We start from the raw sequence: 13,663 nt of genomic DNA on the forward strand, positions 1-13,663 counted from the left end.
ATTCTCCAATTAAATAATTGGGAGTTAGACGAGGACCGAACTCACATTACAGTTTATGCTACCTCAATACAAAATTTGGTTAGATGTCCGGTTTGTTCGGTACTCAGTCATCGGGTTCACAGTCAGTACAAACGAAAATTGAGTGATTTGTCTTGGGCAAATTTCCAAGTAACATTGCAACTAAATGTGCGAAAATTTTTCTGTAATAATCCCGGCTGTCAACGACGAATATTTGCTGAAAGAATTACAGATGTAGCGGCTGCCTGGGCAAGAAAAACGCAACGACTGACTCAACAGTTAACAGCTATCGGTTTAGCCTTAGCCGGAAATGCTGGTGTCAGATTAAGTAAATATTTCGGTTTCCAAGTTAGCCGCAATACTCTGTTAAACTTGGTGCGTAGAATTCCCTTGGCTCCGATTCAAACGCCTCGAATTCTGGGAGTAGATGACTTTGCCTTCCGCAAGCGTCATACTTACGGCACGATATTAGTTAACTTAGAAAAAAGTCAATCAATAGCTCTATTAAAAAACCGTGAAGCCGAAACTTTAGCTGAGTGGTTTGTTCTAGTGAGATAGTTTTAGGGGGGACTATTACTGTTGTCTAGCCTTGTAGGTCAGTATTCGATCGCAGTGGAAGCGATCGCCAAATCCAAACTTGCAACGAAAAACCCGCGCACCGGGTTTCTATTATTGTTGGCGTCATTCGCATGAAAATCGAGGCATCTTCAAAAAAGAGGGATAGAGTAGAAAAATAACCTCTAATCTGAATTTTGTTAATGTCTGTCTTCCTTCGCAAACTTTGTGCTTTAGTTGGTGATCGCCATCTCTGTAACAGCCTCGATTGTTTGAAAACCTCGTCGGGACAAGCGGCGCTGTTTTGGTGGGAACAAAATCAACAGAAGCTAGAAGCGATCGCCAGTTCCTCAGATCGGGTCAATTTGGAACGAGGAAGCTCAACAGAACGACAAACTAAAGAACAGATCATTAAACATCCCATCAGCGCTCAACAGCAAAAAATTAAAACTCCAGAAAACAGAGCGATCGCTTTTCCCCAATGGGTTCAACAGGAACAAGACGCTCAAAAAGTTTTTTGGTGGCTGTGGCGTATGATGCCCGAACTGAGGCGACAACACCATCCGGACGCTCTACTCGACCCCCAACACTACATTTTACCCGACTGTCCAATTCATAGCTATCGCGCCACAGTCTCAGCGATCGCCGGAGCGGTAGACTTTGATGAACGGGGGATTGTCACTCAATACCCTTACTTGCTGCTGTTTACCTTTTCCCCCATTCAGGACTTTATCAAAGCCTCCCGCAAATTTCTAGACTTTTGGGCGGGGTCATACTTGCTACACTATCTCAGTGCCAAACTCTGTTGGTTCGTGGCTGAAACCTACGGTGCAGATGCGGTGATTACCCCCTCTCTCTGGGGACAAGAAATCATCGACGCACTCTTACTTAAAACCTATCCGATTTTTGGAGAACGCTTTCAAAAACTCAGCCCCGATAAAAACGACCCCATCAGTCGCTTTAATCAGCGTTTGAGTACCACCTTAGCAACCGCAGGCTTTCCCAATACGATAACCATCTTAGTTGGAAGCTCCGAAACAGCACAACAACTCGGAGAAACTTTGTGTGAAAAATTGCGGTCTGAATGGAGTGCGATCGCCGATAAAATTAGAGAAGGAATTCCCGATCATCCCATACCCGAACTTAGACAAGGAATTCGCGATCGTACCATCGCATTTCTGCAAAACCCCCAAAATCATAACCAGATTGAAGAATTGCTGAAAGAATTTGCCCAGTCGGGAGGTCACGACAAACAAAACCGACATGATCTTGAAAACTGGAAGCGAAAAAGCTGCTGGGAATGGCGGGGATTATGGAATGCTCAAATTAACCAAACTTGGCAACCCTACTGGACGGCTGTTCCGTTGGGCGACCCGAATACTTCTCTAATGATTGAGAAAAATGATGACGATCAATTGAGCGAAGACTGGATCAAAAAACAAGAAAAAGTGGCTCAAACTCGCGTGATCAATCCCCCTCCCACAACGGCGGAAAAAATGCTCTACACAACCCTCAATAATGGGACTTGGTGGGGGTCAATTCAAGCTCGATGCGGTCAAGCCATTCAAGCCATTAAAAATACTAGAACTTGGGCAATTCCCATTTCTCCGGGTGTTCGTTCTACATTATCGGGACAACTGAGCGCCCTACATCCTCAATTTCGATATTCTGGAAACTTCCGGGAAGGATACGGTTTACCCATCGAGTCGATGCGATTATTTTGGCGATTAATAGCAGAAGTTTATCCAGGATTATTTGACGGTTCGGAAATGCTGAACGCCCTGGAATTAACGAAGCGCATGGCTTGGCTTTACGGCGGCGTGGGGGAATCTTTAGGAATTGATTTTAGCAATTTAGAAAATGAAGAAATTGACTACGCCCAATTGATTCGCTTTCCCAATCTCAGTTCCGTTGCTTCGGCCCGATTTGCTTACCAAGACTGGCAGCGGTATCAAAATCGCGGTCAGTTGAGTCAATATTGGCATGAATTACAAATTAATATCAAACAACAATTTGGAAAAACCAGCAAAGAATATCAGGATTTTAACGCTCGAACTCGCGGCCGTCCTTACCACATTCCCAAAACAGATACCCGTATTAATCCTCAAAATTTACCGGGGCGAAACTATAACGGCGTGATGTTTTCTAGCAAATGGCTTGCCGAAGACCTGAGCCTAAAAAAAGAACGGATACCCGAGTTGCGAAAGATTGTAGACCTAACTCACTCCGAATGTGGCTTTGGCGATAGTAGTCCAACAGATTGGTCGGTGATGATCTTGGGGGATGGGGATGGTATGGGGCAATATGTTTCCGGTAAAAAACTTCATCCTTACCAACAATATTTAACAGAAACTCATCCCGAAACTTTCATCAATCGCGATCGCTATCCTCACCTCGATGAAAACCAGTATGAGCAGAAAAAACGGGAATTTATTCAAGCCTTTAGAGATGATGAACATTCCCTGCTGAAAACCCGTAAGCGCATGGGACCCGCAACTCATGTGGGTCTAAACCGCGCCCTGCTTGACTTCTCTAACCGTCTAGTTCCCTTTATTACCGAAAAGCGGTTTTGTGGTCGCGTGGTCTACAGTGGCGGAGATGATGTGATGACGGTACTCCCCTTAGAAGATTTACCCGATTATCTGCTCTCTCTGAGAGCCGCTTGGTGTGGTGGCGACGACCCCTATCAACCCCAACCGGGCGATCCGGACTTGAAATTTCAATCTCAGGGCGGTTACTGGCGACCCAGTTCGGATACAAATAATTTTCAAGGCTTACCAGACCGAGCGCTGTTTACCATGGGAGAAGGGGCGACGATGAGCCTGGGTATTGCGATCGTCCATAAAAGTGTTCCCCTCCCGGCAGCCCTGGAAGCCCTTTGGGAAGCAGAATCCGACCGGGCTAAAGAATTATCCGGCTGCGGGCTGATGTCTCTCGATATGTACCTCGATTTGTTGCGGGGACTGACCGAATGGCGATCGCTGTCTTTGATGCAATTTGTCCTGTCTCAAATTTTCCGTTTATCCCGTCTTCCCAAAAAAAACGGCCTGTGCTTTCGAGTTCTCTACAGTTCGGGAAACTGCCTGGAAGCTCTGATCAAAGGAGAATTGTACCCCGGTTGGCGAGATTGGATCACCACTGAACATCATCAAGCCTTGAGTTCTCTACTCTATCGCCTCGCCGAAGAACTCCCCCGCCATGCGGATTTGACCCCATCTTCTTACCTGATCGCTCAAGCTGCCTATGCGATCGCCGAACGCCGAGACGAAAAAGACTTGGTTCAAGAAAATATCGACAAACTGCTGATCTGGCTCAAATATTGGGAAGATTGGGCGCGATCGGTCCATGTTCAATGGTTAATCGACCGGGAGAAAAACCCCGATACCCCCAAACCGATTGGAATTGACCTTAAGGACTTGAGTAATATTCTGCGTTTTTCGGCGTTTTGGCTCGACAAAATGCAGCAACGCGAACAATGGCATCTCAACTATCAGGAGTTTTAGCATGGATTGGTATAAGATTGACCCCCTAGATGTTCTGCTATTTCGCGAAGCCAAGCCCTTCAGTCCAGGGGAAGGCGCACGGGCTAAAGGACAGTTTCCGCCTATGCCGAGTGTAGTCTTTCAGGCTTTGCGAACGGCAACCTCCACCCCCCAACTCTATCCTGAGTTTTTGGGGGTATTTCTATTAGATGGAGATAATATCCCTTGGTTGCCAACTCCCAAAGATTTGATCCGTGTGCTGCGACCTCCCAAAGATGATTCCCAGGAAACAACAAGTGGGGAGCGACTCACGCGGTTTGTGCCTTGTGAAACTCTGGAGTCGTGGGAGTCAGTCTGTTATCCCCAAGAGAGTTTACCGCCAATGGTTCCGCCTGAACTCAACGGTGGGGAATATGTTTCGGGTTCACCCAAACCCTGGATGAAAGCTTCTGCTTTATGTGCCTACTTGTGTGGAAATTCGGATTTTGCTGCTGATAATTTTACCGATAACCCCTGGAACATTCAGGTTCTCCCCCACACTCACATCGAAGACGGTACCCGACAGGTTCGGGATGAGGAAGGCTTTTTTACTGAAGTCGCTACACGCCTCAAACCGGGGTGGCGTTTGGTTGCGGGGGTGGAGTTGCAGGGTTTGCCGGATGAACCTTTTGTGGTGCGCTTGGGTGGGGAAGGACATCGCGCTATTGTTTCCAAGCTGAAAGCCACTGAAAATGATACTGACGGGGTAGACTGCCTGAATTTACTTTGGAAACGACCATTACCGGATGTTCTCGAACCGGGACTGTTTGCCTATCTCCTCACCCCCGGACTTGCAGAAACGGCAGAACAGGTCTATGGTCTTTATCCCCAGGCTTGGCGGGACTGCTTATTGGGGTGTGTGGGCGATCGCCAATTGTGGTGGGGCGGAGTTGCAAAAAAAAATCGCCGCAAGGTTCGCACAAAAAACGGGTTAGAAGAATTGCCAGAAAAATCCTTTGCTTTGCAACCCCAATATGCTTTTGCTCCCCCCGGAACGGTATATTTATTCAATTCTAAATCTATTCAATTGACCCGTTTACAATCAACTTTCGGTCATTTGCTCCCGGTAACTCAAGATAAACCTTGGTTGGAAACCTTTCGCAAACTTAATTATGGAAAATTACTTTGGGGACGACGATGAATAACAGCTATCTTGTCTATTTGTACCTATTATCACCTTTGCATACTGGAGGAACTTCACAGGAAGGAAATGTTGTCGGTATTGCTCGGGAAACTCATACGGATTTGCCCTATTTGCCTTCTAGTACCATACGCGGACGGTTGCGAGCCAGTGTCGGGCTGAAAGATTATATTGATTTGCAGACGTTAAAGGAGGAAAAACCGGAAGCTTGTATTACTTGAACCAACCGCAAACTCTGTTTCAAGACCAAGAAACTAGCGGTAAAGTTCATCATTGGCGAAAGTTAGGTTATTCAGAATTATTGTGGATTTCTTATCAGGAGAAAAACTAATGACTTACAATTACGCTTACCTTTATTTACTTTCACCTCTCCATACGGGCGGCACAACTCAAGAGGGAAATTTACTCGGAATTGCCCGTGAGTCTCACACCAATTTACCTTATATTCCATCCAGTACAATTCGGGGTCGGATACGCTCTAGTGAGGGAGATACAAGCAAAAGAAATCGACTTTTTGGGACAACTTTGGAAGAATCTTCTCAACTTGAACAGGGAGATATTTGGATCGGTGATGGTTCGCTTCTCTGGCTGCCCGTTCCGTCTTTGAGTCATGGTATTGTGTGGATTAGTTCTCCGATGTTATTGCGGCGTTGGGGACGTTTTCAGGAGAATTTACCGGAGATTCCCGAAGCTTACAGCACCAATTTAGACACCGACAAACCTATTTATTTAAAAGATGCCATTATCAAACCGAATCATTTGCTTGCTTGGAGTGATTGGGAACGTTTTATCTCCGAACATATACAAACTCAAATGATTGAAAGAGTTTTGATTTTGCCTGACCAACACTGTTCAACTTTGATTCAAATGAGTCTGTGGCGACAGGTAAAAATTAAACTCGATGAACACAAATCTGTTGATGGTGGTTTCCGCTATGAAGAAGCGATTCCTCCCGATACGCTGATGTATTTTCCTTGGGGTTTAACAGCAAAAGCTAACGGAACAGCAGAACAGTCCAATTCCGATTTTAAACAGTTAATTCACAGTCACGAACTCTTGCAAATTGGAGGTCAGGAAAGTTTAGGTCGTGGTTTTGTTCAACAGTGGTTAGATTCATAATCAGGAGTAATAATTATGATAGTTTTCGACCCCCGCACAATTGCAACACCCGTTTATAATGCTTTGTCTGGATTGCGTTCACAATATAATGGAAATGATACTCGTCTCAAAGAACAAAAAAGTCAAGCTGTAGAACTTTATACCTATCTTTCCACTTGGGGAATGATGCGGTTAAAAGCTGAAGAAAAAGCTTTGAGTAAAGAGGGAAAAAAAGATGTCGTTCGTCAGTATTTTGAATGTTTACAAACTCTCTCTGATGTTCAAAATTTAGTCGGTGATCAGGGTTTAGAAACACTGAAAAATCTCGGAACTGAAGAATATCTTGGCTTGACTGGTTTGGGTTTGGCATTATCTCAAGAATTTGCGTTCTGGGCTAATGCAATTTATCACGATATTAAAGGAGAGGAATAATCCAATGGTATTTGAGCGTCCTAAGCCTCCCAATCAAGTAAATTCAAAACCGAATCCTACTCAAAAACCGAATCCCACTCAAAGACCGAATACTCAACAAAACCGACCCAATACAGGCGGAAACGCCCCTCGCAGACCCGGAAATGGTGGCGGAAACCGGGGGGGAAATGGTGGCGGTAATGGAGATAATCGCCCTCCGCAGCCCTCTCCCTGGCTAGACTCGGAGAATGAACCCGAACCTGATGATAATGCTAGTTTTGTTGAGTATTTGCGGTGGATGCGATCGCCAGATCATCCTCAAAAAGACGGAACCAAAACTCAAATTTTGCAAATGGCTGAAGACTCAGCTAACTACAATAAACGTCTTAGTCTACTTACAGAAAGAACTAAATTAATAGCGGGAAAAGATAGTTGTTTTCAAGTCAAATGTTCCTGGCGAATTCGGGTTGGCGGACATCGAGGGCCAGAAAGTATTTTGTTACCCGCTTTTGATGCTTTGGGAATGCCTTACATTCCATCTTCAACGCTGCGAGGTGTGGCGAGAACTCAAGCCATTCGAGACATAATGAAGCGGGATAAGATTGAGTGGCAAGAAGCCGAGAAGAAAATAGCACCTTACTTTGGTTCTTTGGAAGCTGAGAAACCCCATCGCAGTGGAAAAGTTATCTTTCTAGATGCTTATCCATTGCCCAATCAAATGGGTTTACAGATGGATATGGCAAACAATATTTGGAATTGGGACAACAATAACGAACTCGAATATAATCCCAATCCAAACCCGTTTTTATCTCTGAGAGAACCCACCTTTTTAATCGGGTTAAAGTTGGCAAGCCACTGTGACGACCCGAAGATTTTACAGCAAGTTCAACGGTGGCTAACAGCAGGGCTACAAGCGGGAATAGGTTCTCAGGTTAATTCGGGTTATGGGGAATTAATTCGGGCGGGTTCTAGTCGTTCTCTTGATGAGTTTTTGCGAGTGGAGTTTTCTTTGGAAGGTCAACTCATTCACGGACGACAAAAATTTACTCAGTGGAATTGGAATGAACGCCGAAACGATTGGCAAATGCGAGGACTAGCTGATGCAGAAGTGCGCCCAATTGCGTTTAAATCAATGTTGCGTTATTGGTTTCGAGCTTTTTCATTAGGTGTTTTGGATGTTAATACTGTTCAAATATGGGAAGCCCAATTATTCGGAGGGATTAATCCTAAAACATTTGGTTGGGTTAGAGTTGATATTCAAGATGGCAAGGTTACTCAACCAGAACCCCGACCAAACTTTAGCGGAAAAGATGATGATTGCGGCGAACAAGTCGGAACGTTAACGTTATCTTATTCTCCCGAAGCACCTGCAAACCAAAATGCACAAATCAAAAAATTATTTGAATCACTGACTTGGATGATGTTTCATTTGGGGGGAATTGGTCAGGGTGCCAGACGTCCGTGTTATTCGAGGCAAAATCGGGAACGCGCTCCCTGGTATCGAGGTTCAACATTTTATATTGATAGCGATGAACAACTTTGGGAACTTCCTGATAATATTCGGGATTTTCAACAAAAGTTTCAGCAAAAGCTAGAACAATTTTATCAGAGTTTATCTCAACTGATCGACAATCCAATTAATTACCGCCAACCTCGAAATATTGGTCAAGTACGCCGGGAACAGTGGACGGAAGCTGTTGATAGCAATTGTAGAATTATCGTCTGTTCGGGAAAAGAAGACTTTGGAAAACCATATCCTTTGGCTGTTTTGCATAGCAAAGACTTAAAAGTAGAAGATAGACGCGGAAATCTTGACTATGATGGCAATCTCTGTGGTCAAGTTTTGGGTAATGTTAAACCCTCTCCCGTTTGGATTGCAGATTTGCGAGATTATCAAGTTGTAACGGTTTTTGGTGCGACTCAGAACCCCCGCCGTGAATACTTAAACCGCCTCCGAAGCAATACAAACAGAAATAGCTATTGGCAAATATGGCCTCTCCAAGAATAGTTTAATCTTCAAGATGCAGTATCTACCAAAGATAGAATTAGTATAAATAATTGGGAGAACATCTTATGGTTCAAGTTTTAGCGGCGAAGGATATTACTTTAGAACAGTTGGAAACTCATTTTCAGCTTGAATATGTTGAGGATGATAACTTCTTTTGGGAATGGCGAATTGATTTACCTGAACTCAATGACTGGGAAGTTCAACTCCTAGAAGAAATTAAAGCAGGTTATTCAAATTTAATCAAACAACCGCCATTACTAGAAAAACCGATTAACTTAACTGTGGTTTCTCCCTTACTATTTATTGGTCGTTTCTATCAATCTCCATTTAACATTCGAGCCGAAAAAAGTGTTGAAATATCCGCAATATCAGAGGATTCTGAATTAATTGTCAAGGGAAATCTAGATACTTTAGTCTTAAAAGATCAAGTTTGGGTGATGGTTATTGAATCTAAACAAGCTAAACTCTCAGTCGAAGCCGGACTTGCTCAAATCTTAGCATATATGCTGGCCAATCCCAATTCTCATCAACCCAGTTTTGGATTAATTACCAACGGGGGAAGTTTTCTATTTCTGAAATTAATTCAAACTGAACACCCGCAATACGCAACGTCTGATTTGTTTGGCATCAACAATCGTCAGAATAATTTGTCTGATGTTCTCAAAGTCTTAAAGAAATTGATTCTAATTTCTCTTGCTTCTGACACTTAACTTTTTTATCTTGATATTCTCAATTTTTGTCATTTATGAAAACAACTTTAGTTGAATTTAATCGCCTCGATACCCTTATTATTACCGTGGGAACCCGTCAGGTTGGGTGGAAGTGTGAGGATGGAATTGTTCGCTGTTTGGGTGCTGATGGCGATCGCGGACTGGTTTAATTTTTCGTCAATCGCATGAAACGCTTGTGCGAATTAGTATCGGTGGTTAAACTGTTAATAACGACGGAGGATGGAAAGGATGACGATTCTGATTGCTAATATTGGTACTTCTGACCTGGCTTTGAAGTTCCATCAACCCCTGAAAAAGATTCAACTAGAAACCTCTGTAAGCGATGAAGATTTAGAACCAGATTATTTTCTTCCTATCGGTTTTGATCGCAATGAACCTAATCTGAAGGAAGCTGAAAGCCAATTGAGTGCGGGGGAATTATTTCTCTGGCAAAACCGCTATCAATTGGTTAAAGAACAGTATTATCAGACGTGGAAAGTTAACACTTTTCGAGAGTTTACACAGTGCTTGCTGGGAAAATATATAGAGACTCCCCAGGAGTTGCACGACTGCATTCGTCCGGGTCGTCTTTGGGGTGTGGTTAAAGAGGCTGTTGAAGCTTCTGTTCGAGATATTTATATTTTTGTAACCGACCAATTTCTAGAGGAGAACGGTGAGAAAAATAAAGGGGCTGATTCCGATACGGTTTATCTTTTTGAGCTTTTAAAGCTTTGGTTTAAGCGGGAGTTTAACAATCAAATCAATCTGCATAAAGTGGTAATTCCTCAAACAATTTCTGCTATTGATCAAGATGGTTTATTAGGAGAATATTACAACTTTTTTAAAGCTTTGGATTCGGATGAGAAGATTTTTATTAGCGTTAAAGGGGGTACGCCCCAAATGCAAACAGCCCTGCGGGTTCAAGCGATTTCTTCTGATATTGCCAATCAAATTTACCTTGAACCTCAACTTTCGATTCAAAAGCTTTTGCAGGGGAAAGCATCGAGTTGTCATCGGGTATCTTACTGGCGCTATCAACGGGTTCAAAAATATCAAACGGTTAAGAAACTATTGGCGCGTTGGGATTTTGACGGGGCGCGAGAAATTTTAACTGGATGGTTAGAAACGTTGGAAACTTTGGAGGCGTCTGGGATTACAGAAATCTCTGAGAGTCGTCATCGATTGACTGTGGTAGTACAAGCTTTAAAAATGTCTATTGCTTATCTGAATTTAGATAGTTACGAGGCTGATAATCAAGCTGATAGCGGATTAGAATTATTGGAGGTTTTGTGTAAAAATGAGCAAGGGTTCATTTTGAATGGTGAACAAAATCCCTTTCGATTGTGTAAAAATTATGAACCTGTTCTGAATCTTTATACTCAATGTTGTCTGTTTTGGAAACTGGGACGCATTGCTGATTTTTTAGGAAGTATGAGTGCTTTTTATGAGGAGATTTTACATCAAACTTTTGAAAAATTAGACGCAATCTCTTATTTTGATAAGACTAAAAATGAAAATGATTGGTTTTTAAAGTTGGATGAGATTCGAGGAACTCAACTGGGGGAAACTTTTCTGAAGATTGAGAAGAAAACAAACACTAAATTTCCCGTAATTTATAAAAATAAAAAGGAAAGCAATTATAAACTACAAGGACGCTGGAGCAAACGCAATTTTGTTCAGGCATTAATTCAAGAGAAAAAGGGAAGTCCAGATCCTTTAGAGAAATTGATCGCATCTCTAAAAAGTCTTGACTATTGGGCTGAACAGCGCAATTTCTTGATTCATGGAGCGAAGGGAATCTCTAAACAACGCATGGAATATGTGCGCTCTGAAGATTTAGAAAATCCAAGGAATCAGAAGATTAAAGATACGGTTCGTGTTTCCTGTTTTCCCACAGAGATTATAGCACAAATGAGTCAAATTTATTGCTGTTTTGTTGAGTTGGTTCCACTTTCTGGCTTTCAAAATGTACAAGATTATCTAATGGTGAATCAGGAAACAGGCGATCCGATTGAACCCTATTATCTTTACTCGGAAATTAAGGAATGGGTTGGGCAAATTTTGGATCACGATCATTGACATCCTCCCCCGCTAATTGCATAGCAATATAACGGGGGATTCCAAAGATCACTCTTTGGGTTTCCTCTTTCCACGAGTTGACTTGCTTAAAGGGATTTCTCCACTTAAGCAGAGGTCAGTCTCTCCGGAGGCGTTAGTTCCGGCGTGACCCGCCGTACTCAATCCTTTTTCTAGTATGTTCCGTGCAGCGTTCCAGTCTCGGTCTTGGGTATGCCCACAATGGGGACAGATATGAGTTCTTGTACTAAGAGTCTTTTTGACGACTTCACCACAATTAGAGCAATTCTGACTGGTGTAGTGGGGTGGAACGGCAATAGTTACCACGCCAAATACTTTGCCAAAATACTCAACCCATTCCCGGAATAATGACCAAGAAGCATCACTAATGGATTTAGCCAAGCGGTGATTCTTCACCATATTCCGCACCTGCAAATCTTCATAGGCCACGAGGTCGTTAGACCTCACCACGCACCTTGCCGTCTTAACAGCAAAGTCTTTACGTTGGCGACTTACTTTGAGGTGCTTGCGTGCAAGTTGATTTCTTAATCTGGCTCTATTTTTAGAGCCTTTTTTAGTTTGAGAAAATCGGCGTTGTAACCGTTTTAAAGACTTTTCGCTTTTGCGAAGGTGTCTAGGGTTGGCAACGGTTTCTCCATTGCTATCGGTGTAGAAGTGGTTCAATCCCACATCAATACCAATAGTTTTACCCGTTGGTTCTCGCCTTTCTACTCGCTCTTGATCAATGCAAAATTGGGCATAGTACCCATCGGCACGACGCACAACTCGCACTCTTTTGAACTGTTTTAACTGGTAGAAGTGTAGATCGCGAGTTCCCCACAACTTAAAGGTTCCTGCTTTAAACCCATCAGTAAAAGTGATGTTTCTTCGGTCAACAGAAAGCTTCCACCCACTGGTTTTGTATTCAACACTTCCGTGAGTTTGTTCTTTTTTAAAGCGTGGGAAGCCTTTCTTACCCTTGACCTTTTTCTTGCAGTTGTCAAAGAACCTAGCAATTGCACTCCACGCTCTTTCAGCACTCGCTTGACGAGCCATTGAGTTGAGTTTTGAGACCCAGGGGAACTCCGTGTTGGAGGCGAGAACGGCGCAGAACTTATTGAGGTCGTAACGCCCAACGCCTTTGTTATCCATCCAGTATCTCAGGCAAGCATTGCGAACGAAACGAGCGGTTCTAATCGCTTCATCAAGCTTTCGATACTGCTCATCGAGTCCCTCAAGTTTGGCTTCAAATACCAGCATTTATGTTCTACACCTCGACATAAGCAATCCTATCACATTGTCAAAAACTCAACTACCCTCCTCCCTCCTGATCGCTTACGCTCAATTTGGGTTAGAGGGTGTCTCGTTTTTCACCCGCAATTCATCTCTCCGTCAAATCGGAGATTATGCCGGGAGTCTTCTTGCGGAGCTTAGATAATCTTGTGGGGGTCTGGCGATCGCTGAAACCCTTATTCTTTCGTTGACCCCCCCGGAAAGCTTTCTCTGTCTGAGTTTGAGCGATTATTTATACCCTATTATTGCAAATATGTCTCAATAATTTGGGTGTTTGCTTGACCCCCACAAATTTGAGTGCTAGAGTACAGTCAGGGCAAGGGTTTTAACCCGGCACTCTTTAAACTTCTCTGAAAGTTAAACGTATGGAAACATTGGTAAGTGTAGAAGAAAAACCATTCCTCTTTTGACTTCTCCTTTAAACTTCTCTGAAAGTTAAACGTATGGAAACAATATTCTTTTTTCTTGTCTTCCTGTCCCAACTCTTTAAACTTCTCTGAAAGTTAAACGTATGGAAACTTTCCACTACCTCCACAAGACGCACAGTACGTAGGAGTCTTTAAACTTCTCTGAAAGTTAAACGTATGGAAACCCGATGAATAATCCTATTCCACCGCAAACAGAGCACTTTAAACTTCTCTGAAAGTTAAACGTATGGAAACCCTCAAATGAGCGGTTGTCGTACTGGTTTTGTTCATCGTTCTTTAAACTTCTCTGAAAGTTAAACGTATGGAAACCTGTGATTTGAATTTCGCTTCCATAAGGAACATTTCTCTTTAAACTTCTCTGAAAGTTAAACGTATGGAAACAGGATGTCATCGCCCGTCAATGC

General features: G+C 43.1%; 12 protein-coding genes and 1 CRISPR repeat array (1 of these 13 cut by a window edge). Of the genes, 11 read left to right on the top strand and 1 reads right to left on the bottom strand.

What is annotated here, in order from left to right:
* Positions 1-75 precede the first annotated feature (75 nt).
* The 11 genes from VB836_RS02060 (at position 76) to VB836_RS02105 (ending at position 11,541) form a co-directional block, all read left to right on the top strand.
* On the top strand, positions 76-576 hold the full coding sequence (locus tag VB836_RS02060; protein ID WP_323217774.1) for a transposase family protein: 501 nt from the start codon (positions 76-78) through the stop codon (positions 574-576).
* 200 nt (positions 577-776) lie between these two features.
* Complete coding sequence (locus VB836_RS02065; RefSeq protein WP_323217775.1) at positions 777-4,076, top strand: type III-B CRISPR-associated protein Cas10/Cmr2; 3,300 nt, start codon at positions 777-779, stop codon at positions 4,074-4,076.
* 1 nt (position 4,077) lies between these two features.
* On the top strand, positions 4,078-5,235 hold the full coding sequence (locus tag VB836_RS02070) for a type III-B CRISPR module-associated Cmr3 family protein (RefSeq protein WP_323217776.1): 1,158 nt from the start codon (positions 4,078-4,080) through the stop codon (positions 5,233-5,235).
* Entirely contained in the window at positions 5,232-5,456 is a 225-nt protein-coding gene (locus tag VB836_RS02075; RefSeq protein WP_323217777.1) for an RAMP superfamily CRISPR-associated protein, read from the top strand. Before VB836_RS02070 ends, VB836_RS02075 begins: the two co-directional genes overlap by 4 nt.
* Entirely contained in the window at positions 5,453-5,566 is a 114-nt protein-coding gene (locus tag VB836_RS30280) for a hypothetical protein (RefSeq protein WP_407659552.1), read from the top strand. Before VB836_RS02075 ends, VB836_RS30280 begins: the two co-directional genes overlap by 4 nt.
* Positions 5,566-6,354, top strand: a complete 789-nt coding sequence (gene cmr4 / locus VB836_RS02080) for a type III-B CRISPR module RAMP protein Cmr4 (protein WP_323217778.1) — start codon at positions 5,566-5,568, stop codon at positions 6,352-6,354. Before VB836_RS30280 ends, cmr4 begins: the two co-directional genes overlap by 1 nt.
* 15 nt (positions 6,355-6,369) lie before the next feature.
* Positions 6,370-6,765 carry a hypothetical protein gene (locus VB836_RS02085; protein WP_323217779.1) on the top strand — a complete coding sequence of 132 codons (396 nt, stop codon included), beginning with the start codon at positions 6,370-6,372 and terminating at the stop codon, positions 6,763-6,765.
* Between the two features lie 4 nt (positions 6,766-6,769).
* Complete coding sequence (locus VB836_RS02090) at positions 6,770-8,752, top strand: RAMP superfamily CRISPR-associated protein (RefSeq protein WP_323217780.1); 1,983 nt, start codon at positions 6,770-6,772, stop codon at positions 8,750-8,752.
* Positions 8,753-8,817: 65 nt separating this feature from the next.
* Entirely contained in the window at positions 8,818-9,462 is a 645-nt protein-coding gene (locus VB836_RS02095; RefSeq protein ID WP_323217781.1) for a restriction endonuclease subunit R, read from the top strand.
* Positions 9,463-9,497: 35 nt separating this feature from the next.
* A complete protein-coding gene (locus VB836_RS02100; RefSeq protein ID WP_323217782.1) occupies positions 9,498-9,632 on the top strand; it encodes a hypothetical protein in 135 nt (44 codons plus the stop codon).
* A gap of 79 nt (positions 9,633-9,711) precedes the next feature.
* A complete protein-coding gene (locus VB836_RS02105; RefSeq protein WP_323217783.1) occupies positions 9,712-11,541 on the top strand; it encodes a hypothetical protein in 1,830 nt (609 codons plus the stop codon).
* A gap of 48 nt (positions 11,542-11,589) precedes the next feature.
* Here the strand turns inward: VB836_RS02105 and VB836_RS02110 are convergent, their stop codons facing one another.
* Positions 11,590-12,798 carry an RNA-guided endonuclease InsQ/TnpB family protein gene (locus VB836_RS02110; RefSeq protein ID WP_323217784.1) on the bottom strand — a complete coding sequence of 403 codons (1,209 nt, stop codon included), beginning with the start codon at positions 12,796-12,798 and terminating at the stop codon, positions 11,590-11,592.
* Positions 12,799-13,169: 371 nt separating this feature from the next.
* Positions 13,170-13,663: a CRISPR direct-repeat array (repeat unit 35 nt; unit sequence CTTTAAACTTCTCTGAAAGTTAAACGTATGGAAAC); it runs 1,078 nt beyond the window's last position.

It is taken from the genome of Limnoraphis robusta BA-68 BA1 (assembly GCF_034932365.1).
GTDB lineage: Bacteria > Cyanobacteriota > Cyanobacteriia > Cyanobacteriales > Microcoleaceae > Capilliphycus > Capilliphycus robustus.